Origin of the sequence: Arcobacter peruensis, assembly GCF_003711085.1 — a bacterium.
Taxonomy (GTDB): domain Bacteria; phylum Campylobacterota; class Campylobacteria; order Campylobacterales; family Arcobacteraceae; genus Poseidonibacter; species Poseidonibacter parvus.
Map to the genome: position 1 here is coordinate 556508 of NZ_CP032363.1, position 24064 is coordinate 580571.

24 protein-coding genes are annotated in these 24064 nt (G+C 26.9%); 17 read left to right on the forward strand and 7 right to left on the reverse strand.

Annotation, left to right across the window (positions count from 1 at the left end; translation table 11 throughout):
• The first annotated feature begins 64 nt into the window (after window positions 1-64).
• The 6 genes from D3Z07_RS02790 to D3Z07_RS02815 all read left to right on the forward strand — a co-directional run bounded on the left by D3Z07_RS02790 (window position 65) and on the right by D3Z07_RS02815 (window position 6302).
• Window positions 65-433 (forward strand): response regulator, encoded by a 369-nt coding sequence (locus tag D3Z07_RS02790; protein WP_076086503.1) that lies wholly within the window; start codon window positions 65-67, stop codon window positions 431-433.
• Window positions 434-447: 14 nt separating this feature from the next.
• Window positions 448-2514, forward strand: a complete 2067-nt coding sequence (locus D3Z07_RS02795) for a chemotaxis protein CheA (protein WP_076086500.1) — start codon at window positions 448-450, stop codon at window positions 2512-2514.
• Window positions 2515-3360, forward strand: coding sequence for a CheR family methyltransferase (locus tag D3Z07_RS02800; RefSeq protein ID WP_076086497.1), 846 nt, complete (start codon window positions 2515-2517; stop codon window positions 3358-3360).
• The gene (locus tag D3Z07_RS02805; protein WP_076086494.1) at window positions 3357-4031 is read left to right on the forward strand and encodes a chemotaxis protein CheD; all 675 of its coding nucleotides are present in this window, start codon (window positions 3357-3359) and stop codon (window positions 4029-4031) included. The genes D3Z07_RS02800 and D3Z07_RS02805 overlap by 4 nt, the downstream gene beginning before the upstream one ends.
• 35 nt (window positions 4032-4066) lie before the next feature.
• Window positions 4067-5140: a chemotaxis-specific protein-glutamate methyltransferase CheB gene (gene cheB, locus D3Z07_RS02810; RefSeq protein ID WP_122893032.1), complete on the forward strand. Its 1074-nt coding sequence runs from the start codon at window positions 4067-4069 to the stop codon at window positions 5138-5140.
• A gap of 106 nt (window positions 5141-5246) precedes the next feature.
• Window positions 5247-6302, forward strand: a complete 1056-nt coding sequence (locus D3Z07_RS02815; protein WP_122893033.1) for a tyrosine-type recombinase/integrase — start codon at window positions 5247-5249, stop codon at window positions 6300-6302.
• A gap of 12 nt (window positions 6303-6314) precedes the next feature.
• Here D3Z07_RS02815 and D3Z07_RS02820 read toward each other — a convergent pair whose 3' ends face one another.
• From D3Z07_RS02820 to hemW, 5 genes are read right to left on the reverse strand one after another with little or no spacing between them, the layout of a single operon-like run.
• Complete coding sequence (locus D3Z07_RS02820; protein WP_122893034.1) at window positions 6315-6593, reverse strand: hypothetical protein; 279 nt, start codon at window positions 6591-6593, stop codon at window positions 6315-6317.
• A gap of 11 nt (window positions 6594-6604) precedes the next feature.
• The gene (locus tag D3Z07_RS02825) at window positions 6605-7111 is read right to left on the reverse strand and encodes a hypothetical protein (protein ID WP_076086481.1); all 507 of its coding nucleotides are present in this window, start codon (window positions 7109-7111) and stop codon (window positions 6605-6607) included.
• A gap of 51 nt (window positions 7112-7162) precedes the next feature.
• Window positions 7163-9130 carry a M3 family metallopeptidase gene (locus tag D3Z07_RS02830; RefSeq protein WP_122894183.1) on the reverse strand — a complete coding sequence of 656 codons (1968 nt, stop codon included), beginning with the start codon at window positions 9128-9130 and terminating at the stop codon, window positions 7163-7165.
• A 16-nt stretch (window positions 9131-9146) separates the two neighbouring features.
• On the reverse strand, window positions 9147-9974 hold the full coding sequence (gene prmC / locus D3Z07_RS02835; protein ID WP_122893035.1) for a peptide chain release factor N(5)-glutamine methyltransferase: 828 nt from the start codon (window positions 9972-9974) through the stop codon (window positions 9147-9149).
• Window positions 9975-10031: 57 nt separating this feature from the next.
• Window positions 10032-11099, reverse strand: coding sequence for a radical SAM family heme chaperone HemW (hemW, locus tag D3Z07_RS02840; protein WP_122893036.1), 1068 nt, complete (start codon window positions 11097-11099; stop codon window positions 10032-10034).
• A 55-nt stretch (window positions 11100-11154) separates the two neighbouring features.
• Here hemW and D3Z07_RS02845 point away from each other — a divergent pair, with 55 nt between their 5' ends.
• From D3Z07_RS02845 to folP, 5 genes are read left to right on the forward strand one after another with little or no spacing between them, the layout of a single operon-like run.
• Window positions 11155-11649 carry an RNA pyrophosphohydrolase gene (locus tag D3Z07_RS02845; RefSeq protein ID WP_076086469.1) on the forward strand — a complete coding sequence of 165 codons (495 nt, stop codon included), beginning with the start codon at window positions 11155-11157 and terminating at the stop codon, window positions 11647-11649.
• 17 nt (window positions 11650-11666) lie between these two features.
• Window positions 11667-12878, forward strand: coding sequence for an aspartate kinase (locus tag D3Z07_RS02850; RefSeq protein ID WP_122893037.1), 1212 nt, complete (start codon window positions 11667-11669; stop codon window positions 12876-12878).
• A 2-nt stretch (window positions 12879-12880) separates the two neighbouring features.
• A complete protein-coding gene (locus D3Z07_RS02855; RefSeq protein ID WP_076086463.1) occupies window positions 12881-13432 on the forward strand; it encodes a HobA family DNA replication regulator in 552 nt (183 codons plus the stop codon).
• A gap of 1 nt (window position 13433) precedes the next feature.
• On the forward strand, window positions 13434-14060 hold the full coding sequence (locus D3Z07_RS02860) for a DNA polymerase III subunit delta' (RefSeq protein ID WP_172802472.1): 627 nt from the start codon (window positions 13434-13436) through the stop codon (window positions 14058-14060).
• A gap of 9 nt (window positions 14061-14069) precedes the next feature.
• Entirely contained in the window at window positions 14070-14876 is an 807-nt protein-coding gene (gene folP, locus D3Z07_RS02865) for a dihydropteroate synthase (protein ID WP_122893038.1), read from the forward strand.
• Between the two features lie 21 nt (window positions 14877-14897).
• Here the strand turns inward: folP and D3Z07_RS02870 are convergent, their stop codons facing one another.
• Entirely contained in the window at window positions 14898-15728 is an 831-nt protein-coding gene (locus D3Z07_RS02870; RefSeq protein WP_076086454.1) for a prephenate dehydrogenase, read from the reverse strand.
• A 101-nt stretch (window positions 15729-15829) separates the two neighbouring features.
• Between D3Z07_RS02870 and bamA the strand changes: the two genes are divergently transcribed.
• Genes bamA through D3Z07_RS02900 form a run of 6 tightly spaced genes read left to right on the forward strand, consistent with a single transcriptional unit; the run spans window position 15830 to window position 23596 of the window.
• Window positions 15830-18073, forward strand: a complete 2244-nt coding sequence (gene bamA, locus D3Z07_RS02875) for an outer membrane protein assembly factor BamA (protein ID WP_228200570.1) — start codon at window positions 15830-15832, stop codon at window positions 18071-18073.
• Entirely contained in the window at window positions 18073-19143 is a 1071-nt protein-coding gene (locus D3Z07_RS02880) for a dehypoxanthine futalosine cyclase (RefSeq protein WP_076086451.1), read from the forward strand. Before bamA ends, D3Z07_RS02880 begins: the two co-directional genes overlap by 1 nt.
• A gap of 7 nt (window positions 19144-19150) precedes the next feature.
• The gene (locus tag D3Z07_RS02885; RefSeq protein WP_228200571.1) at window positions 19151-20443 is read left to right on the forward strand and encodes a M16 family metallopeptidase; all 1293 of its coding nucleotides are present in this window, start codon (window positions 19151-19153) and stop codon (window positions 20441-20443) included.
• A 1-nt stretch (window position 20444) separates the two neighbouring features.
• Window positions 20445-21665, forward strand: coding sequence for a glutamate--tRNA ligase family protein (locus D3Z07_RS02890; RefSeq protein ID WP_122893040.1), 1221 nt, complete (start codon window positions 20445-20447; stop codon window positions 21663-21665).
• Window positions 21662-21934 carry a YggT family protein gene (locus tag D3Z07_RS02895; protein WP_076086442.1) on the forward strand — a complete coding sequence of 91 codons (273 nt, stop codon included), beginning with the start codon at window positions 21662-21664 and terminating at the stop codon, window positions 21932-21934. The genes D3Z07_RS02890 and D3Z07_RS02895 overlap by 4 nt, the downstream gene beginning before the upstream one ends.
• A gap of 9 nt (window positions 21935-21943) precedes the next feature.
• Window positions 21944-23596, forward strand: coding sequence for a lytic transglycosylase domain-containing protein (locus D3Z07_RS02900; protein ID WP_122893041.1), 1653 nt, complete (start codon window positions 21944-21946; stop codon window positions 23594-23596).
• Here D3Z07_RS02900 and D3Z07_RS02905 read toward each other — a convergent pair.
• Complete coding sequence (locus tag D3Z07_RS02905; RefSeq protein ID WP_122893042.1) at window positions 23565-24044, reverse strand: hypothetical protein; 480 nt, start codon at window positions 24042-24044, stop codon at window positions 23565-23567. The two genes, D3Z07_RS02900 and D3Z07_RS02905, sit on opposite strands and share 32 nt — an antisense overlap.
• Between the last annotated feature and the right edge of the window lie 20 nt (window positions 24045-24064).

Consider the following 24064-nt stretch of genomic DNA (forward strand, 5'->3'; position numbering starts at 1 on the left):
TTAATACTTCTTACGTTAGTATAGATTAATAACTTTTTAATATACAAGGTAAGGGGTACTAGATATGGCGAAGCTTTTAATCGTAGATGATTCTACAATGCTAAGAGATATGTTAAATTATGCATTAAATGAAGGTGGTTACACAGATGTAACTGAGGCAGTTGATGGAGTAGATGGTTTAGCAAAAGCTAATAGCGCTGATTTTGACTTAATAATAACTGACGTAAATATGCCAAATATGGATGGACTTACACTTATTGGCGAACTTCGAAAAATACCAAAATATTCTAAAAAACCTATTTTAGTACTAACAACTGAAAGAAGTGATGAAATGAAAACTAAAGGTAAAGCTGCTGGAGCTACTGGTTGGATAGTTAAGCCTTTTGTTCCTGATCAATTGTTAAAAGCGGTAAATATCGTTTTAAGTAGATAATAAAAGGATCTAAGATGTCATTTGATATTTCAAAATATAGAGAAATGTTTTTAGAAGAAGCTGAAGAACTTTTTGAATCAGCAGATAATGTACTTTTAGAAGCAGAAAATAATGGTTCTTTAACAGACGATGAAATGGGACAATTATTTAGAGATGTGCATACCTTAAAAGGTAGTGGTGCATCAGTTGAGTTAAAACTTTTTGCTGAATTCACTCATGATGTAGAAAATATGATGGATAAATTAAGAAATCATCAAATTGAGTTTATTCCTGAAATGGCTGGAACTTTAATTGATGGTTTAGATGTAATGAAAGAGATTTTAGATCTTGAAGTTGCAGAAGATTTAACAAAAGAAACTTTTACAGAAATGACGTCTAGCTTATTAGTTGAGATTCGTGCATATACAAATGGAACAGCTGTAAAAAAAGAAGAACCTGAAGTTGTAGTACCTGTTGTCTCAACACCTGAACCTGTTAAAAAAGAAATTGAAGTATCAGATGATGATAATTTCGGTTTTTTTGATGATGATTTAAATGATCAAATTGGAAGTAAATCTTATGGAATTTTTGCTGATGATGTAGATGAGGATCAAAAAAACTTTGGTTTTTATGATGAAGCATTAGAAAATGCATCAAATAATTATAAAGATACTCCTTTAAATCAAGAAGAAAAAGAAAATTTTGGATTCTTTGACGACGTTCCTTCATTAACACCTGATGCTGTTATGGAAAGTAATAATATTCAAGAAACTGAAAATAAAGAAGAAGCTAATGTAGTTACATCTAATGATGTAGTTAAAACTGAACAAAAACCAGTTGCAAGAGCTAGTAAAGAAATTAAAGAAAAACCAACTAAAAAAGCATCAACAAATAACAATATTAGAGTTAATCTAGATAAAATTGATTTACTTATGAATAATGTTGGAGATTTAGTTATTACAAATGCAATGCTTACACAATTTTCTTCAACAATTGATGATACAAAAACTAGAAATTCTGTACTTGAGAGATTAGAACTTTTAGAAAGACATATTAGAGATATGCAAGATTCAATTATGAGTATTCGTATGGTACCTATGGAATCTATTTATTCAAAATTCCCAAAAGTTGTAAGAGATATTTCTAAAAAACTTGGCAAGAAAGTAGAGTTCAAACATTTTGGTGATAATGTTGAAATTGATAAAGCAATGATTGAAGGATTAACTGATCCTTTAATGCATATTATTAGAAATTCACTTGACCATGGTTTAGAAACTCCAGAAGAAAGAGAATCATCTGGAAAAACTGACGTTGGTTCAATTATTATCTCAGCAGAACAAGCTAATGGTCAAATGATTATTACAATTGAAGATGATGGAAGAGGAATTGATTCTGAGAAAGTTGCCTTAAAAGCACTTGATCAAGGACAAATTGATGAAAATCAATACAATACAATGAGTCTTAACGAAAAAGCTATGCTTGTATTTGGAGCAGGTGTTTCAACTGCTGATCAAATTTCTGAAATTTCGGGTCGTGGTGTTGGTATGGATGTTGTTAAAACAAATATACAAAAACTAGGTGGAGATCTAAAATTAGATACAACTTTAGGGCAGGGTACGATTTTAACAATTATGTTACCTTTAACTCTTGCAATTCTTGATGGTTTAGATATTGCAGTTAGTGATCAAAAATATATTTTACCACTATCATCAATTGTTGAGTCATTACAACCAACATCTGATATGATTAAAAAAATTGGTGACGGAACACAAGATCTACTAATGTTAAGAGAAGAATTCATTCCAGTTGTGAGAATTCATCAGTTATTTGGACTAAAGAATAGTTTTGAAAACTTAGAAGATGGAATGTTAATTGTTGTTAAATCTGGGAATACAAAAGTTGCATTGTCAATTGATGAATTCTTAAATCAACATCAAGTTGTTGTAAAACCACTTGATAAAAACTTTAGATCTGTTGAAGGTATTGGTGCTGCAACAGTAAGAGGTGATGGTAGTATTGGCTTGATTTTAGATGTTGTTGGTATTATAAATGCACAAATAAATATTGAGAAGAATATGAATAAGGCAAGAAAAGCATCATAAATGAATTACACTACAGATGATATTCACAATAAAGTAAAAAAACTTCTTTATGGATTAACTGGTATAACTCTAGCAGATAATAAAGATATCATGATCTCTAATAGAATAGAGAAACTAAAAAGAGATAGTAAATTTAAAGGTGATATTATGGAACTTCTTCAATTAATTGAAGAAGGTTCGTATGTTACTGATTTTATTAACTCTTTTACTACAAATAAAACTCACTTTTTCAGAGAAGATTTTCATTTTTTAGATTTAAAAAATAGAGCCATACCAGAACTAGTGAAATCTGGAAATAATATTAGTATGTATTGCTCTGCTTCTTCTACAGGAGAAGAACCTTATTCAATGGCAATGACACTCTTAGAAACTCAAGAAGAATTAGGAAAAAGATTAAATGCTTCAATAATTGCTACAGATATAGATACAAACGTATTACAATATGCAGCAAATGGGGTTTATAGATATTCTAAATCATCAAAAGAGTTTCCTTCTTGGATAAAACCTCCTAAATATTTCAAAAAAAGAGTTCAAAAGAATTTATCTGGTGAAGAGATACTTATAAAAGTTAAAGATGAGTTAAAGAAAATGATTTCTTTTCAAGTTATGAATTTAAATGACTCTTCTTATCCTTTTTCGAAAAATCAATTTGATATTGTTTTTTGTAGAAACGTATTAATATATTTTTCATCAGAGGATCAAAATAAAATATTAAAAAAACTTTTTTCACACCTAAAGATTGGTGGTACTTTGTATTTAGGTCATTCAGAAAACCCACAAGATCTAGTTAATTATGTAAAAAGAGTAGGGCAAAATATTTTTATAAAAGAAAAGGAAATCTTTTGATTATTATTGGACATAAAGATGGAAGTATTGAAAAAACGTCTTCTATAAGATTTACACAAAAAACTAAAGGTCTATCAACACACACTGTAATTGGTGGAGAATTTGCTGTTGGTAATGATGTTGAAGAAATTGCTTTTAAAACATTATTAGGCTCATGTGTAGCCATTATGTTTTTTGATAAAGTAAGTAAAATAAAAGGAATGAACCATTTTTTACTTCCGGCAACAAATAATAGTAATGATGATATGAAATATGGTCTTTATTCTGTTGAAGCAATGCTTAATGAAATGTATAAACTAGGCTGTAATAAAAATAATATGGTTGCAAAAATATCAGGTGGTGCTGATATCATGCAACTTAATATGTCATCACAGTCAATAGGGCATAGAAATGTAGAGTTTGCTAAAGATTTTTGTAAATCAGAAGGTTTTCAATTAGTTAGTGAACATACACGTGGTGAACATGGTAGGTTGATTTTATTAGCAAATGAATTTGAAACTTTTATTAAAGTAACTCAAAAAAGTGAAACAGATAGTAAAATTGCATCTGAAGAGAAATCATTACAAAAAGAGATTACAAAAGCTCCTGTTATCAAAGAATATGTTGGTGCTGTTGACTTATTTGGAATGGAAGAAAAACAAGAACCAGAAATGGAAATTGAACTTTTCTAAAAAATTAGAGATTTATAAATAGGGTGGCTATATAAGTGTATACAGTTTTAGTTATTGATGATTCTGCTTCAATGAGAAGAATTATTAAAGATATGATTAATGATATTGAAGAATTTGAAGTTATATCAATGGCTGTAGATGCCTATGATGCAAGAGAAAAAATTAAACAATATGAACCTGATTTAGTTACTATTGATATAAATATGCCTAAAATGGATGGAGTAACTTTCTTAAGAAACTTAATGAGACTCCACCCTATGCCTGCTGTTGTTGTGTCAGGTGAGGGTGTAAGAGGTAATGATATTTTTGATGATGGAGCTGTTGGTTTTATTCCTAAACCTGAAAATGGTGAATCTATGCAATCTTTCCAACATAGAATAAAAGACACCTTATTAAATTTAACATTTTTACTTAAAAGATATACTTTAAAAAAACCTAAAGCATTGATTGTCAAAAAAACTAATAATAAAGAAATAGAATATAAAATTCATCCAGATGAAGTAATGTCATCTAAACCAATTAGAGGTAATGGAAATAAGCTAATTGCAATAGGTTCTTCAACAGGTGGTGTTGAAGCTTTATTAAAAGTATTTATGAAACTTCCTTCTTCTTTACCTCCTATTTTAATTACTCAACACATCCCTTATGGGTTTTCAAATTCATTTGCGCATAGATTAAACGATAACTCAGAAGTAAATGTTCAGGAAGCAAAAGATGGAATGCTTTTAGAAAAAGGTCATGCTTATTTAGCTCCTGGAAATATGCACTTAAGTATTGAAAAAAGTGGATTAGGGTATAAAACTAAATTACTAGACACAAAAAAAGTTAGCCAACATAAACCAAGCGTAGATATATTATTTCGATCAGTTAACAATGTAATTGGTTCATCTGCAATGGCTGTTATTATGACTGGTATGGGTGATGATGGAATGATTGCAATGAAAGATATGTATGATAATAATGTTTATACTCTTGCACAAAATGAAGAATCTTGTGTTGTATTTGGAATGCCAGCAAAAGCAATTAAAGCAGGTGCAATAAAAGACATCATTCATTTAAATGATATAGCTGAGTATATTATAGATTATTCTAAGGGAAAGAGAAAATAGAAGACTATTTTGTAATGTATAATTTAGTTTGAAAATTATAGTTTTCAAGACTAAATTAAACTTATTAAAGTATAATAGTATTTATATAAACTTTTAAAGGCTATAAATGAGATATGATTTAGACTTTTCTAATACTTTTGATAGAACACTATTGTTTTGGATAGAACGTTTTATAAGGTATAAATTAACTACACTATCAAATAGACAAGTTAATGATAAAGAAAAACTAGCACTTATAATACAAAAATTAGTTGTTGGTACAAATAATATTAATGAACTTACATTATTAGTGAAAGATGCAAGAAACATTGGTTTATCAGGAATTAACACATATTTTAATCCCTTAGTAAAACTTTTTAATTTTCTAAATAATTTAGGTTTAGCTTCAATGAAAGAAATTGATGAAGAACTCTTGAGTGATTTTTTAGCAAGTTCAACAAGTGGTCTATCAGATGCATCAAAGAAAAATCATAGAATTGCCCTACTTGGACTTTTTACTTATATTGATAAACAAAATGAAAATACAGATGGTAATTCATATATGTTTAAAATTGAGCTAAAAAATTGGGGAGGATTAAAAGGAAATTCTGGTTCAAAACTACCCTCTTTTATGAATAAAGATGAAATTAATAGATTTTTAACAGCTATTAATGAGTATGAATTTAGTGATAAAACATCATATAGAAACAGACTTATCATCAAAATGATAATTTATACAGGTATTCGTGTATCTGAGATGTTAAATTTAAAATTAAAAGACATGTTTAAAGAAGATGATGTTTATTTACTTCAAATTAGAGGAAAAGGAAATAAACCACGAGTTGTAATGATTAAAGCCTCAATTATAGAAAATGATTTAAATAATTGGCTCGATATGCGTGTTTGTAATGATGACTTATTAGTATGTAATCAAAAAGGAAATAGATTAACACAAAGTTATGTAAGTAGAACAGTTGAAAATATATTAATAAGTGCAGGAATTAGAAAAGAAAAAAATGGTGCTCATATGTTAAGACACTCATTTGCAACTTTATTATATCAAAAACATCATGATTTAATTTTAGTACAAGAAGCACTAGGACATGCAGATATAAATACATCTAGAATATATACACACTTTGATAAAGATAGGTTAAGAGCAACTACTAATTTAATGGATTAAGGATATTATTTTTTACCAAAAAGAGGCAGTTTCATAAGATGAGTTTTCAATGTTGTCTAATTCTAAATAGATATTATCATTATAATCTATGTATAAACTATAATCCCCTATAAAAAGACTATTTTCTATCTCTCTTTTGTTTAAATATATATCTTCTGCACCTTGGCTTAAGTCCGATAAATAGTACTCTACCATTGAAGGTGCCATATTATTAATAGCACCTTCTATTGAGTTAAAATTATCAACACCAAAAGTATTATACAAAGATATTTTATTTAATAATGTAATCATTATTCTCTTTTTTAATTATTAAATCCATTTAATAGTGAAGCCATTCTATTTAAATCGATTTTATTATCTTCTTGTTTTTCTTCGTTTTTTTCTTCTTTATTACTACTTACATCATTTTGAGAAGTTTTATTATTTGAATTATATAAACCACCTAAAGGTTCATCTTCTTTCTTTTCTTCTTTGCTTTCTTCTTTATCTGAGTCTTCTACAGTTTTCTTTTCTTCACTAGTGCTTGATGAATCATTTGTAATATCATTATTTGATACTTTTTTATTTAGTAAACCTTCAATTTTTCCTAACATTGAAGAAATATTAGAATTATCTTCTTCTGTATTAGTTTTAAAGTCGTTTACATTTAATTCTAAATCTTCTTTAACTGTTTCAAGATCAAGAATTTCATCTTCTAGTTCAGTTATCTTTGTCTCTAATTTAGTATTTTTTAATTCAAGTTCTTCATAAGCTTTAATTAGTGTATTTAAAGCATTGTTTAGTTTTGAAATTGTTTCTGCATTTGTCATTTGTATTTAATCCTTGTTGATATTATTATTAGTTCGTTATTATTACAAAATTTAGCTAATAATTCCATCAATTTTTAATAAAGAATCAACACTTGGCTTTCTTTGTGCAAAATTATAGAATAATTCATCCATATTTTTTGATCCACCTTTAGATAATATAGTTTCTTTATATTTTAAAGCAAGCTCTTTATTGAAAATATTTTTTGAATCAATAAACATATAAAATGCATCGGCACTTAGTACTTCAGCCCACTTGTATGAGTAATATCCAGCTGCATATCCACCTGCAAAAATATGAGAAAATCCATTTTGGAATTTGTTATATGAAGGTGGAATCATTGGTGAAAATTCTGCTCTTACTTTATCTAGTACATTTTGCACTTCTTCTTCAGTTTTGTATAAGTCTTGATATAGTTTAAAGTCAAACAAAGCTAATTCTATTTGTCGTACAAGTGCAAGCGATGATTGGAAGTTCTTAGCTTTGATAATCTTTTCAATAGCTTCATCATCTAGAACCTCTTTAGTCTTGTAATGTTTAGCAAAAAGTTTTAACACTTCTTTATCATAAGAAAAGTATTCTAAAAACTGTGATGGAAACTCAACTGTATCCCAAGCAACTCCAGAAATACCACTTACATAAGGTTCTTTTATATCACTTAATAAATGATGTAAGGCATGTCCCATTTCATGAAATAGTGTAACAACATCAGAATGTCTTAATAAAGATGGTGTAGTTTCAGTTGACTGAGGGAAATTACAAACAATAAAAGCTGTAGGAAGTTGTTCTTCGCCTTTACTATTAGAATAGTGTGAATGCCAGCTATTCATCCAAGCTCCACCTCTTTTATCTTTTCTAGCTTCTAAATCTATATAAATTCGTGCAGTTTGTTTTTCATTCGTTAAAAGATCATATACTTTTACTTTCTCATCCCATGCTTTAGTATCAACTTGAACAAATTTTACATCAAACATTTGATGTAAAAAATCAAAGAAACCATCTAATACAGATGTTTGCTCAAAATAAGGTCTATAATACTCTTCATCTAAATCATATTTAGCTTTCTTTAGTTTTTCAGAATAATAAGACATATCAGAAGATCTAAAATCACTTACACCATCTTTTAATGCTAGTTCTTTAATTTCATTCAGCTCTTCACCTGCTTTTTTCTTACCCTTGTGACCTAATTCTTCTAAGAACGAAACTACTTCTTCTTCTTTTGAAGCCATTTTTGTCTCTAAAGAGTATTCAGAATAAGAGTTAAATCCTAATATTTTTACTTTTTCATTTTTTAAAGTTAATATTTGTTCAATTATCTTTCCATTCTCAGGTGCTCTTGTACAAAAAGCTTTATAAAGTTCTTCTCTTTTTTCTCTTGATGTTCCATAAGTCATATAAGCCATATAAGAAGGAAATTGTAAAGTAAATTTATATTTAGTCTTTCCATCTTCTTCGAATACTGCTAATTCTAAATCAGAGCTAGGTATTTCTTTTACATCATCTTTATCTTCTACAATCATTTCAAAACTATTAGTTGCATTTAAAAGATTTTGTGAGAACTTATGAGATAACTCACTAAGAGTTAAATTTATATCTTCTAATCTTTTTTTCTTTGCATCATCTAAATGTGAACCTGAAAGTTTGAAGTCTCTTATTTCATTTTCTAATACTTTATTTTGTATATCATTTAAAGTAGTTTTACAGTTAGACTGTATATCTTTTAAAGCCTTAAAAACATCATCATTTTGAGATATCCAAGTTTCATATTTTGATAAAACTGGAAGACATTCTTCATAAACTTTTCCTGTAGTTTCTGAATTTTTAACAGAATCTATATGAAATATAGGAGTAACAAAATTGTTAATACTCTCCCCTATTTCTTGATATGGCATAACAAAATTTTCATAAGTTTTATTTTCTATTTCCATTAATTCTAATATTTCATTTTTTGATTGATCTAAAAGCTTTTCTAATAATACTTTTGAATCAGTTAACTTTTCTAAATTAAATTCTTTAAACATTTTATATAATCCTTTTTTATTTTTTAAATTGTATTGTAAATCCTCTATCAAACTTTTCATAGTCTTGATAGAAAGTAAAACTTTTTGTATTAAACTCTTCTAAATACTGCGACAATGGATTTTTTTGATCATAACCCATTTCACAAAGTAAATATTCGATATTTCGTTCATTTGTTTGTTTTATTATATCTTTTAATAACTCATCACCAATATTTCCACCAAATAAAGCATTTGACGGTTCATAAGCTACATTTTTAGGCAAGTCATAATTATTTGCAATATAAGGAGGGTTTGAAATAGTTAAATCTATATTCGTTTCATTTATATTTTCATATAAATTACTTAACCTAAATTCTATTTTATCGTCAACATTATGTTTTATTGCGTTTTGTTTTGCTAATTCTAGCGCTTTTTCGTTTATATCTATTGCAATTATGTTTATATCTTTTATTAATAAAGCTAACATCACAGATATTATTCCTGAACCAGTACCAATTTCAAGAACATTTATTGTTTCTTTTTTATCTTTTAATATTTCAAGTGCATTGTCTATTAATAGTTCTGTTTCTGGTCTTGGTATTAAAACACCCTCTTTTACAATAAAAGTCTCACCATAAAATGAAGCTTTGTTTGTTAAATACTCTATAGGATAATCTTGGCCTCTTTTTTTTACAAGTTTTGCTAGTTCTTGTTCTTTATCAAACTGCTTATTATAATTCATATGTAACCAGATAGTATTTTTATCTAATAAATACATCATTAATATTTCAACTTCTTTAGCTGGAATATGAGTTACAAACTTTAAATCATTTGCATATTTTCTAACTGTATCTTTTATTGTCATTTATTATTAAACCTTTTTTAAACTTGTTATTATAGTTAAACTATTATGAATTAACATTTATCCTAATATATATAAAGCTAATTCATCAGATAATAAAAAGTTTTTATTATAAATTCTATTATTTTGTATTAAAACTTTGTCTTCTTGTACTAAATGTTCTACTTTTTCTAACTCATCTTGTGTAAAAAGTGATAATTCAACACCATTTGAGCATCTAAATCCTAGTAGTATTTTTTCTGTTTTTATATCTTCTTGGCTTATTGGTTCATACTCCATATTGAATGGATTTTTTATATATTCTTCAATGCTTTTTATAGGATAATATCTTTGATTATCAACATAACCAACAGCACCTGCACCTATTCCTAAATATTCTTTATGTTCCCAATATCCATAATTATGTTTTGATTCATATTTTTTTTCTTTTGCAAAATTTGATATTTCATATTGCTTAAAACCATGTTCATTAATAAAATCAAATATTTCATAAGAAAGCTCTTCGTCATCAATTTTTACTGAAGATCTATCAAAGAACTTTGTACCTTCTTCAATAGTTAAAGAATAAGCACTTAGGTGTGTAATAGGAAGTTCAAAAGCTTGTTTAAAATCTTCTTTCATACTTTCTAATGTATCTCCTTGAACTCCATAGATTATATCACAGTTAATACCATTAAAACCAATACTATTTGCATTTTGTATAGCTTTTAAAGCACTTTTATTGTTATGCGAACGACCTAAGAACTTTAGTTTATCATTATTAAAACTTTGTACTCCAAAACTAACTCTTGTTACTCCATAATTGTACATATTTTCTAACCACTCATATGAGGCAGAATTTGGGTTTGCTTCTGTTGTGATTTCAGCACCTTCAATTAAGTAAGGTTTGAATATTTCAAATACTTCTTTATATTCATGATGTTTGATGCATGATGGTGTTCCACCACCTATAAAAACTGTTTCTATTTTTTTATTATGTTTTTTTACATAATTATTTAATTCTGTTTTTAATTGTAATTTTAAAGCTTTCATATACTCTTGTTTTAAATGAAACTTATCTGTATATGAATTGAATGCGCAGTAAAAACATTTACTGTCACAAAAAGGTATATGTATGTATAAAAGCAATTTTTAATCCTATTTTTTGTAAAATCTTTGGCTAATTATAAGGGAAAATATATTTATGACTGATAAAAATGAAATCACAAAAGATAATACCAAAAATTACAGACCTAATGTAGCAGCGATTGTACTATCAGCTAAATACCCACATACATGTGAAATATTTATTGCTTCACGAACAGATGTAGATAATGCATGGCAATTTCCACAAGGTGGAATTGACGAAGGTGAAACACCTAAGGAAGCTTTGTATAGAGAGCTTGAAGAAGAAATTGGAACAGGAGATGTGGAAATTATTGCAGAATATCCAAAATGGGTTTCTTATGATTTCCCTCCAGCAATTGCAAAGAAGATGCAACCGTATGATGGACAAATACAAAAATATTATTTAGTAAAGTTAAAAAAAGGTGCAAAAATAAATATTGAAACTGAAATACCAGAATTCAGTGAATTCAAGTTTGTACCAACAAAAAATATTTATGATTATATAACTTTCTTTAAAAGAACAGTATACAAACAAGTTATAAAATATTTTAAAAGTGAAGGTTATATTTAAAAAGGATTGATGAATAAATGTTAAAAGTATTAAAATTTGGTGGAACAAGTGTAGGAACACTTGAGAGAATCCAAAATGTAGCAAATATTATAAAGAAAATTAAAGATGAAGGTCATGATGTTATTGCTGTAGTTTCTGCAATGAGTGGTGAGACTAATAAATTAATTGAATATGCGGAAAGTTTTTCAAAAGAAGCAAATCCTACTGAAATGGATATGTTATTAAGTTCAGGTGAGCGAGTTACTTCAGCACTATTATCAATTGCTTTAAATGAACAAGGTTATAAAACAACTTCAATGAGTGGTAGAGAAGCTGGAATTATTACAGATGAAGCTCATACAAAAGCAAGAATAGAAGATATTGATACTACAAATCTTAAAAATGCTATTAGTGAAGGTAAAACTGTAATTGTTGCAGGTTTTCAAGGTGTTACAATTAATACGAATAGAGTTTCAACACTTGGACGTGGTGGAAGTGATTTATCTGCTGTTGCAATTGCAGGCGCTATACAAGCTGATATTTGTGAAATATATACAGACGTTGATGGAATTTACACAACAGATCCAAGAATTGAACCAAAAGCAAAAAAACTAGAAAAAATTTCTTATGATGAAATGTTAGAATTAGCTTCTTTAGGAGCAAAAGTTTTACAAAATAGATCAGTGGAAATGGCTAAGAAATTAAATGTAAATTTAGTATCAAGATCTAGCTTCACTCCAGAAGTTGAAGGTACGTTAATAACAAAGGAAGAGAATATTATGGAAAAACCAGTTGTAAGTGGAATCGCATTAGATAGAAATCAAATAAGAGTTGGTATGTACGGAGTAACTGATAAGCCTGGCATTGCTGCATCAATCTTTACATCATTAGCTGATGCTGATATTAATGTTGATATGATAGTTCAAACAAGAGGACTTGATGGTACAACTGATTTAGATTTTACTATTCCTACAACTGATTTTACATTATGTAAAAGCGTAATGGAAAAATTCAAAAGTCAATCTAAAAATATTGATTACAATGAAAATATTTGTAAAGTTTCAATTGTTGGTGTTGGAATGAAATCTCATACAGGTGTCGCATCAAAAGCTTTTTCTGCATTAGCAACAGAGAATATTAATATTAGAATTATTTCAACTTCAGAAATCAAAATATCAATGATTATAGAAGAAAAATATGCTGAATTAGCAGTAAGAGCATTACACGAAGCTTATAATCTGGATAAATAAGCGTGCAAGAATTTTTAAACTGGACAGTTGATGTAATTAGGGAAGATAGACTAATCTCTCCTTGGTTAGAAGAAAAAAAATATGAATGGACACCTTTAGTATCTAAAAATATCGTAAATTTATTAGAAAAAGGTGCATCTGTAATTGTATTAACTGATAAAGATAGAGAATGGTTTTTAGAATATGTTTTATCAAATATTAATTCACCAAAATTAAATAGACCATTTCTACCTTTTTATGATTTTAAATCTTTTTACAAATACATGGATAATATTAAATCAGATGATGATATTTCATATATAAAAGATATGTTAAATATATCTTTTCCAAATGGATATTGTTTTTGGTATATTGGCCGAAGTCAAGATGTAAGAGCTGTTATTCCAAAAGTTTCAAAAAACTCTTTTCTTTGGCTTTTTGATGAAGAACAGCAAGATGCCTTTAATCTTAGATCTAGTGATGAAGCTTTAGATATGAAATTATTACAAATGTTTAGACTATATAATAAAACTGTAAGCTCAGCTCTTTTTGCAGAAGTAAACGTAGAAAATTAATATGATTGATAAAAAGATTAATAACTCAACTATTTTAATAGTTAATGATATAACTCAAACATTAAATGAATTATTACCTTTTTATTCTCCTCATAATATTAGAATAATTAAAAATGAAGAAAAAGAAGAGTTTCAGATTCTACAAGCTAATCAAGCTATTAAAGAAGCATATATTGCTTCAAATGAAGATAAATATATTTTTCTTTGTGGAAGTACTTTTAGAAAAGAAGCACAAAACTCTTTATTAAAAGTCTTGGAAGAACCTCCTAAAAATGTGATATTTATTATTCTTACAAATTCAAAGTCTTCAATTTTACCAACAATTTATTCTAGAATGCCATTTAAGTATTTAAAAACATCATCTTTAAAAGATGAAATTTCACTTGATATTTCAAAACTTGATTTAAAAGATATTTACTCATATTTAAAAGAGAATCAAAAAATATCAAAAAAAGATGCAAAAGCTGTTATTGAATCAATTTTATTAAAAGTAAATAAACAAAAAATAAAGCTTGATGAAAAACAATTAGATTTATTTTCTAAAAGTTCAAAACTTCTTGAGTTAAACTCAAGACCTATAAATATTTTAACTACCCTACTTTTATCACTATCAAATACTAAAAAATAAGAACTATAAATGAAAACATACAAAACAAAAATAATGGGTGTTTTAAATGCCAATGAAGATTCATTTTTTAAAAGCAGTAGATTTGATTACAAACAAACTGCTTCTAAAATTGAGTTAATGATTGAAAATGGTGCTAATATTATTGATATTGGTGCAGTTTCAAGTAAACCTGGAAGTATAGCAGTTGATGAAAAAGTAGAATTAGAACGATTAAAAAATATTGTTGAAATTATTTATAAGGAAAAATACTTTGAAAAAGTAGATTTTTCCATTGATTCTTATTCTCCTTTAGTAATAGATTTTGTTTTAAATAAGGGTTTTACAATTGTAAATGATATAACAGGTTTACAAAATGATGAAGTTTGCTCCCTTGTATCAAAATATGCTGCAAAAGTTGTAATAATGCATATGCAAAATAAGCCTTCAAATATGCAAGATAAACCTGAATATAATGATGTAGTCTTGGACATTGACAATTTTTTTAAAAAACAAATTCAAAAAGCAAATAGCTTTGGAATTAAAAATAAAGACATAATTTTAGATGTTGGAATTGGTTTTGGAAAAACATTAGAGCATAACTTATTACTTTTAAAAAACTTAGAATACTTTAAACATTTTGATTGTGAACTTTTAATAGGTGCAAGCAGAAAATCTATGATTGATTTAATTAGTCCTTCAAAAGTTGAAGATAGATTAGCAGGTACAATAGCAATACATTTAGAAGCTATTAAAAATGGTGCTTCAATTATTAGATGTCATGACGTTTATGAACATAAGCAAGCTATAAAAGTTCAAGAAGCAATTTTTAAGACATAAAAATATGAAAACATGAAATACCTAAAGTATTTCATGTAAAGTATTAGCTTTTTTCATCCATTCTTCTAACTTTTCATACTCTTCATCTTCAACCATTTGTCTAACTTTTTTCATATGGTCTTCAAATAAATCAATTGAATTTAATAAATTTTCTCTATTTTGTTTAAAAATATCTGTCCACATATTTGGACTAGATTTTGCTATTCTACTCATATCTGTAAATCCCCCAGCAGCAAGAGCAATAATTGATTTAGGGTCTTCATGATTCATTACTGTATTTGCAAGTGAATATGAAATAGCATGTGGAAGATGTGACATGTAACAAGCATGAACATCATGATTATGTGAGTTCATAAAAACAAGTCTCATTCCAATATCTTGAAATACTTTTATAGCTCTATTTTTATGTAATTCATCATTTGCTTCCAAATCACATAAAACTACAGTTTTACCTTCATACAAATTATCCATAGAGGCTTTTGGTCCAAACTTTTCAGATCCACACATAGGATGAGCTGCAACAAAATTTGATCTAATTTCATTAGGAATATTTTTTACTATAAACTCTTTTGTTGAACCTAAATCCATTATTGTAGTATTTTTATCAATATCAAGTAAATTTGGTAAAAATGAAATGATATTATCAACAGGTATTGCTAATACAATCAAATCACACTCATCTTTTAATCTTTGAATATCAACTAATTCATCTACTAAATTTAATTCTAAAATCTCTTTTTTTGATTTTTCACTTCTAGCATATCCATATACTTTTTTAGCAATTCCATATTTTTTAACAGCCTTTGCTAAAGAACCACCCATAAGTCCTAAACCAACTATTCCTATATTCAACACAGCACCTTTTTTGTAAATTAATTTTGTGATTATATCTTAATATTTATATAAAGTGAATTTAGATATATTATTGTCTAATTATGAAATTAAGGAAAGTTGTGAAAAATCAAATAATGCTTTTTTCTTTAGCTTGTGCAACAGCACTATGCGCAGATACAATACAATCTATAGAATATAATAATTTAAATAAGATATCTTCTAAAATAGTAAATGAAACACTAGACATAAAAGTTGGTGATGAATTTAACAATGACAAAATAAATAATGCAATAAAAGAGTTTTATAAATTTGGCTATTTTGACGATATAGTTGCCATTAACGATAATGGAAAATTACAATTAAACTTTAAAGAAAAGCCTTCTATAGCCAATATAGATATACAAGGTTATAAATCAAGAACTGATGATATAGAATCATTAAAAACAATGATTAAACTTAAAAAAGGGTCAATGTATACTGAAAAAAGAGTAAAAGACGCAAAGAAGATTTTGCTAAATATGCTTGAAGAAGAAGGATATATTAACTCAGTAGTTGAAACTGAAATTGAAACATTAAATGAACACTCTTTAAAACTTACATTTAATGTAAATAAAGGTGATGAAATCATCATCAAAAAAGCTAACTATTATGGTTCAAACGAACTAGACCAAGATGATTTTGATAATGTTTCAGCAAACAAAGAAGTTGAATTTGCTTCATGGTGGTTTGGTCAAAATGATGGTGAAGTTAAAATTGATCAATTAAAATACGATGCAAGAAGAATTAATGAATTATATTTTGAAAAGGGTTATCTTGATGCACAAGTTAAAGAACCATTTTTAAATATTGATTTTGCTTCAAATCAAGCAAATTTAGACTTTTTTATTAAAGAAGGTACTAAATACTATACAAATGATATTAAAATTTATGTAGATTCAACAATAGTTGATCCTAAAGATATTTATCCAGAGTTAGACTTAATTATTGGAAATACTTTTAATATTAAAAAATTAAGAAAAGATCAAAACTATATTAAAACACAAGTTGCAAACAAAGGTTATGCTTTTGCACAAGTTAGATTTGATGTTAAAAAAGACACTGAAAACTCAAAAGTTGATGTTGTATTTAATGTAATTCCAGGTAAAAAAGTTTATATTAATGATGTTAAAATTTCTGGAAACTCTAGAACACTAGATAGAGTTATTAGACGAGATATTTATTTAGCTCCAGGAGAATTATTTAACCAAACTGATTTAAATGATTCAAAATCAAAATTAGGAAGATCTTCATATTTTGAAAAAGTAAACATTGAACAAAAAAGAGTATCAGAAGATAAAATTGATATTTTAGTAAATGTAGTTGAAGCAGCAACAGGAGCTTTAACTGTTGGTGGTGGATATGGTTCATATGATAAATTTATGGTTAATGGTTCTGTAAAAGATTCAAATATATTCGGTTCTGGTTTAAGTGTTGGACTAAGTGCTGATTTATCTGCTAATAAAAGTGATTTTACATTAAGTTTAAGTAATCCTGCTATTAATGATAGTAAGTTCAGTGGAGATATTGAAGCACATAATAGTGAGAGTGAAATTAGTAGAAGTGTTTATGATTTAGATAAATCTACAAAAGGTTTTTCTGTTGGTGTTGGTCGAGAAATTGTAAGAAATTTAAGAGCTGGTATTAGATATAAATTAGATTTTATTAGTGAAGATTATGAGTATGATACAAGTGCTTATACAGGTACTAATCCTTATGAAGATACTGATTATATCTCTAGTTCTTTAGTTCCTTATATAAATTTTGATAATACAGATAATTATCAATTACCAAGAGAAGGAATGAAAATTGGAACTTCTTTACAATACGCAGGTGTTGGTGGAGATTCAAAATACTTAAAATCTACTTCATACTTTAAATACTTTAATAGTTTAAATGACTACGCAGAATTAGATTGGATTTTTAGATTTAGAACAAAAGTTAGTGTTTTAGTTGATAATGGACAAATTAATCAAGGTGATTCACTATATCTTGGTGGAACAAAAAGTTTAAGAGGATTCTCATCTTATGCCTTCCCTACAAATTCAGATGGTGATGTTGTTGACCCATCAAAATACTTATGGGCAAACTCTGTTGAAATGAGTTTCCCTTTAATTCCAAATGCTAAAATGAGATGGGCTTTATTCTATGATTATGGAATGATTGGACAAAATGATTTTACAGAAACACAAAGATCAAGTACTGGTGCTGTTTTAGAATGGATTTCTCCTTTAGGACCATTACAGCTTATCTTCGCTAAAGCTTTAGATGCAAAAGCTGATGATGATACATCATCATTTGAATTCTCACTAGGGAGTAGTTTCTAATGGTTAAAAAAATGGATTTATTAAATAGAAGAATAACAAATGAAGAAGCATTAGATTTAATTAAAAATGCTTCATTATTAGAGCTTGGTGAATTAGCAAGTAAAAGAAAACTAGAGCTTCATCCTGATAAAACTACATCTTTTATAGTTGATAGAAATATCAACTATACAAATGTATGTTGGGTTGATTGTAAATTCTGTGCTTTTTATAGACATGGACGAGATGATGATTCTTATGTACTTAAATTTGATGAAATTGATCAAAAGATTGATGAATTACTTGAAATTGGTGGAACGCAAATTTTATTTCAAGGTGGAGTTCATCCAAAACTTAAAATTGATTATTATGAAGAGTTAGTTTCTCATATTCATGAGAAGTATCCACAAATTACTATTCATGGTTTTTCTGCAATTGAAATTAAATATATTGCAAAAGTATCTAAAATCACTATTTTAGAAGTGTTAAAAAGATTACAAGCTAAAGGTTTAAGCTCAATTCCAGGTGCTGGTGCTGAAATTTTAAGTGATAGAGTAAGAGATATTATTGCTCCTAATAAAATGGATAGTAAAGATTGGATAAATGTTCATGAATTAGCACATTCTATTGGAATGAAAACAACTGCAACAATGATGTTTGGAACAGTTGAAACAGATGAAGAGATAATTGAACATTGGGAAATGCTAAGAGATTTACAAGATAAATCAGGTGGATTTAGAGCATTTATTATGTGGTCATTTCAAGGTGCGAATACGCAACTTTTAAAAGAAATACCAGATATTAAACCACAATCATCGAATAGATACTTACGATTATTAGCAGTTTCAAGACTTTACTTAGATAATTTTAAAAATATGCAAAGTTCTTGGGTGACTCAGGGCTCATATATTGGTCAATTAGCTTTAAATTTTGGAGCAAATGATTTAGGAAGTACTATGATGGAAGAGAATGTTGTTAAAGCAGCAGGAGCTTCAAATAGAATGAATCAAGAAGAAATGATTAGGCTTATAAAAGACATAGGTGAAAATCCTGCAAAAAGAAATACAGCCTATGAGATATTAGAGAGGTATTAATCCTTTTATGAAAAAATTAAAAAAATATATATTTGCATTAGTAATTTTACAAGGAAGTTTAATGAGTGCTACGATAAAGCATATAGAAACAAATGGAATAAAAATACCAGTAGTTTTTGAAAAACAAAAGAGTTTACCAACGTTAAATCTACAATTAGTTTTTCAAAACTCAGGTTATATTCAAGATAGAAATAAAAGTGGGTTAGCAAGTCTTTCTTCACAATTATTAAATGAAGGAACTAAAGAGTTAGGTTCAACAGGTTTTGCTCAAAAGCTAGAAGAGAATGCTATTTCTTTACACACTTCAAATGGATTTGAAACATTTGTAATTGAGTTATCAAACTTAAAAGATGTATCTAATAAATCAATACAGTTATTAACAAATTTAATCAAATCACCAAACTATAGTGAAGATACTTTAAATAAATTAAAAACATTAAAAATTGGTGCTTTAAAAAGAAAAGAGAATGATTTTGATTATACTGCTAAGAATTTATTAAAATCAGTGTTATTCAAAGATACTGCTTTACAAAACCCAAGTTCTGGTACAGTTGAGTCTATAGAGAAAATTAAACTTAAAGACATAAAGACCTTTATCAATGATACAATTAACTTAAATAATTTAATTATTGTTGCTGGTGGAGATTTTGATTACAAAGAGTTTAAAACTTTAATTACACCTGTTTTAGATGCATTAAAACCAGGTATTAAAAGAGAATTAGAAGAGATTAAATTTAAATCAGAAAAACAAGAAGAAACTTTAATCAAAGAGACTGAACAAGCTTATATCTATTTTGGAAGTTCTTACAATGTTACAGCTAAAGATGAAAAAAGATATATTTCAAAAGTAGCATCATTTATTTTAGGTGGTTCTGGTTTTGGTTCTAGACTTATGGAAGAAATTAGAGTAAAAAGAGGACTTGCTTATAGTGCTTATGGCTCTGTTTCTATAAATAAATCACATACTTTCTTTAGTGGGTATTTACAAACAAAAAATGAAAGTGCAAAAGAAGCACAAACTTTAGTAACACAAATTGTAAAAGATTTTGTAAAAAAAGGTGTTACTCAAGAAGAGTTAGATGCTGCTAAAAACTTTTTAACAGGTAGTGAACCTTTAAGAAATGAAGTATTATCTCAAAGACTAAATAAAGCTTTTACTCTTTATTATAGAGGTTTAGAGCAAAATTATCCTCAAAAAGAATTAGAATTAATTCAAGATTTAAAATTAGAAGATTTAAATAAATTTATTGCTTCTCATGAAGAAATAAACAATTTAACATTTGCAATAGTAAGGAAATAGTTTGTTAAGATTTGCACCAAGTCCTGTTGAAAGTATGAGCTTAAATAACCTTCGTTTAGCTATTTTAAACTATATAGTTGCAAAGCAGTTAAATGAAGATTTAGTTATAAGAATTGAAGATATAAATAAAAAGAAGAATATAGAAGGAAAAGATAATGAAATCTTAGAAATTTTATCTTTGTTTTCTATTGATTACTCAAGAGCTGTTCATCAAAGTGACTCTTTAAAATATCATCAAAAAATGGCAATGCAACTTTTAACACAAAAAAAAGCTTTTTCATGTTTTTGCGGCGATGAAAAACTTGAAGAATTAAAACAAGAAGCTATTAAAAACAATAAACCTTATAAATATGACGGTTTTTGTGAAACACTATCTGATGAAGCAGTTTTAGAAGTAAATGCTCCTTTTACAGTTAGAATTAAAAGCTTTGACAAAGATGTTGATTCTTTTATAATTTTAAATCATGATAAGTCACCTACATATAATTATGCATGCTCAATTGATGATATGCTAATGGATATTTCAACTGTTATTAGATCAAATGAACACGAAGAAGATACTGCAAAGCAAGTTCATATTAGAAACTTACTTTCTTATGATAAAGAAATAAACTATATTCATCTTCCAAAAGTTTCATCTAGTATTAACAGTTCTGTTAAGTATTTTATTGATGAAGGTTTTCTTCCTAGTGCGATTGCAAATTATTTAGTACTTTTAGGGAATGAAGTTCCTTCTGAGATATTTACACTTGAAGATGCTATTAAATGGTTTGATATTGAAAAGACTTCAAAAGAAGAACTATTAATTGATATTGAAAAATTAAAAGAAATTAATAAAAAACACATTGAATCAATGGATGAATTAAGATTATCAAAAATCTTAGGTTTCGCTGATTTAGATATTGGTAAATTAGCTAAGATTTATTTAAATGAAGTTAGCACTATTAAAGAATTAAAAAATAAAATTGATATAGTTTTTACTTCAAAAGACAAACTTGAAGGCTTTGAAGAAGAGTTTTTAGAAATAAAAGAGTGTATAAAAAAAGCACCATTTTTTGAAACTTTTGAAGATTTAGAAAAATATATTAAAGATAATACTTCTTTAGAAGATAAATCTTTATCAACACCATTAAGATATATTCTAACAGGACAAAAAGAAGGTCCTTTATTATCTGAAATATATCCTTTAATTAAAAACTATTTAGGAGAAATTGCAAAATGATAGATGCTTTTACTACTTCAGTTTTAACTGTTGTTTTAACAATTATATCTTTATATAAATGGGTTATTATAATATCAGCCCTATTGACATGGGTTAACCCAGATCCAAATAATCCAATTGTTCAAATGTTATATAGATTAACACAACCTGCTTATAATTTGGTACGAAAATATATTCCTACTGTTTTTGGTGGAATGGATTTAGCTCCAATAATACTTATTTTTGGATTAATGTTTTTAGAAATTTTCTTAAAAAATTTATTCTTTTAAAGTAAATTCTTGAAAAAAATTATAGCTTCATTATTTTGCGCTGTTTTAGTAAATGCAAGTGCAAATAATGAAGTTTTAAATATAACTGATAAAAACTTCAAAGTTACTCTTGATTGGCTTGATGAAAAGCCAAAATCTTATGCAAAAGATTTTTTTATAATTCAATACTTAAAACAAAAAGATATTAGCCAAGAAAATGCACAAAATGCGTATGATATGGCTAAATCAAAAAGTGGACGAGTAAAAAAAGCTTTTAATAAAAAGTTTTCGACAATACCAAATAAAGATCTTAAATGTTATAGAGCAAGTGCAAAAGAATTATTAAAAGAAGATTCAAGATGTATAGCACTTGGTTTAAGTATTTTTGATGCAACTAAAATGTCAAAAAACGATTTAAACTTTGCAATAGAAAAAATAGCTAAGTACCCTACTTTAAAAAATGATTTAAAAATAATTGCTTCGAATGATCCTTTTAATGAGTTGATTAATACAAATACAAACAGATTCTATAGATTATTTTTTGATACTAGAAAAAATTATCGTCAAAATATAATAGACCATATAATTCCAAATACATTTATTGATAAGATATCAAAAGAAAAAAACTTTAATAAATTTATTTCCTATGCAGTTCATCGAGATGAATTAAACAATTTACAAAAATCATTATTTAATGTTAAAAACAATTCTCTACTTACACATCAAACATTTTTTTCATTAGCTTTAAATGCTATCAATCATAAACAAGAAGAAACAGCATTAAATTATTTACAAATAGCTTACAAAAAAGCATATTTTCAATCAACAAAAGATAAAACACTTTTTTGGATATATTTATTAACTCAAAACAAATCTTTTTTACATGAAGTTTCAAATAGTTGGGATAATAATATTTACTCACTATACGCAAAAGAACTTTTAAATGTTGATATAAATAATATATACTACGATATTGATATTCCAAATACAAAAACATCATATAATACTTTAGATCAATTTGAATGGATAAAAGTTGAAGCTGATACAAAAAAGAATCTTGATGATAAGAAATTAGAAAAGTATAGTAATTTATTTACTGATTCTTCCACTTTACCTCACTATGCCTATGTTTTAGAAAGACATTCAAGATACAAAAAACAATATTTTATAAAGCCATTTAGAGATGTAATGAAAAACTATGATATTAATAGACAGGTTTTAATGTATGCAATTGGAAGACAAGAAAGTAGGTTTATTCCTTCAGCTGTTTCCTTTGCAACTGCACAAGGTGTAATGCAAATTATGCCTTTTTTATCTAAAGCATTAGCAAATCAGTTAAAGGAACCATATAATATTTATGAACAGTTTTTACCAGAAGTAAATCTAAGATATGCAAATAAACATTTAAATTCTTTAAGTAAACAGTTTAATAACAATCCATTATTTATTGCTTATGCATATAATGGAGGTCCAGGATATACTAGAAAACAGTTTAAACGTGGACTATTTAAAGAAAAAAATAGGTTTGAGCCATTTATGAGTATGGAACAAATTTCTTATGATGAAACTAGAAAATATGGTAGAAAAGTTTTAACAAACTATTATGTATATAATAATCATTTAAATAAAGAAAATAAACTTAGTTTATCCTCTATTTTACAAACTTTAGTTCTGTCGAATTAGCACTATTATTTGATAAGGTAAAAATTAATTCTTCAATATTTTTATCTTTTTCAAATTTCACTAAGTAATATTTACCCCAAGTATTCTTAGATAAAATATCTTTATATAATTTATTATCTTTAGAAATCTCTTCTATAGATAGTGGTGTTTTTTTATTTAATGAAAAACTATAATTATTATCACCAATATCTTGTGATAAAGCATCAGTAAAATATGTTGATGTTAGAAATGATTCATAATTAGTATCAAACTCTTTAATATCTGTACTATTTAAATAAGTTACCCATAAAAGTACTTTTTGTTCTTTATTGATTATTACATCAGCTTTTTTTGTATATTGCATAGCTTTAGCTTCAATTTCTTCTTTTTCAAAATGCTTAAGTGCACTTGTAGATGAACATCCAATAAATATAGTTGATAATATTGATAAAAATAAAGTTTTGTACATTGTTTCTCCCAACTTTGAAG

Excerpts from the sequence above, each read along its gene's own strand:
- D3Z07_RS02825 (WP_076086481.1), bottom strand. The coding sequence starts at position 7,111 with ATGACAAATGCAGAAACAATTTCAAAACTAAACAATGCTTTAAATACA.
- D3Z07_RS02820 (WP_122893034.1), bottom strand. The coding sequence starts at position 6,593 with ATGATTACATTATTAAATAAAATATCTTTGTATAATACTTTTGGTGTT.
- folP (WP_122893038.1), top strand. The coding sequence starts at position 14,070 with ATGAAAACATACAAAACAAAAATAATGGGTGTTTTAAATGCCAATGAA.
- D3Z07_RS02905 (WP_122893042.1), bottom strand. The coding sequence starts at position 24,044 with ATGTACAAAACTTTATTTTTATCAATATTATCAACTATATTTATTGGA.
- D3Z07_RS02885 (WP_228200571.1), top strand. The coding sequence starts at position 19,151 with ATGAAAAAATTAAAAAAATATATATTTGCATTAGTAATTTTACAAGGA.
- D3Z07_RS02850 (WP_122893037.1), top strand. The coding sequence starts at position 11,667 with ATGTTAAAAGTATTAAAATTTGGTGGAACAAGTGTAGGAACACTTGAG.
- D3Z07_RS02830 (WP_122894183.1), bottom strand. The coding sequence starts at position 9,130 with ATGTTTAAAGAATTTAATTTAGAAAAGTTAACTGATTCAAAAGTATTA.
- D3Z07_RS02800 (WP_076086497.1), top strand. The coding sequence starts at position 2,515 with ATGAATTACACTACAGATGATATTCACAATAAAGTAAAAAAACTTCTT.
- D3Z07_RS02790 (WP_076086503.1), top strand. The coding sequence starts at position 65 with ATGGCGAAGCTTTTAATCGTAGATGATTCTACAATGCTAAGAGATATG.
- D3Z07_RS02845 (WP_076086469.1), top strand. The coding sequence starts at position 11,155 with ATGACTGATAAAAATGAAATCACAAAAGATAATACCAAAAATTACAGA.
- D3Z07_RS02795 (WP_076086500.1), top strand. The coding sequence starts at position 448 with ATGTCATTTGATATTTCAAAATATAGAGAAATGTTTTTAGAAGAAGCT.
- D3Z07_RS02815 (WP_122893033.1), top strand. The coding sequence starts at position 5,247 with ATGAGATATGATTTAGACTTTTCTAATACTTTTGATAGAACACTATTG.
- prmC (WP_122893035.1), bottom strand. The coding sequence starts at position 9,974 with ATGACAATAAAAGATACAGTTAGAAAATATGCAAATGATTTAAAGTTT.
- D3Z07_RS02895 (WP_076086442.1), top strand. The coding sequence starts at position 21,662 with ATGATAGATGCTTTTACTACTTCAGTTTTAACTGTTGTTTTAACAATT.
- D3Z07_RS02880 (WP_076086451.1), top strand. The coding sequence starts at position 18,073 with ATGGTTAAAAAAATGGATTTATTAAATAGAAGAATAACAAATGAAGAA.
- D3Z07_RS02860 (WP_172802472.1), top strand. The coding sequence starts at position 13,434 with ATGATTGATAAAAAGATTAATAACTCAACTATTTTAATAGTTAATGAT.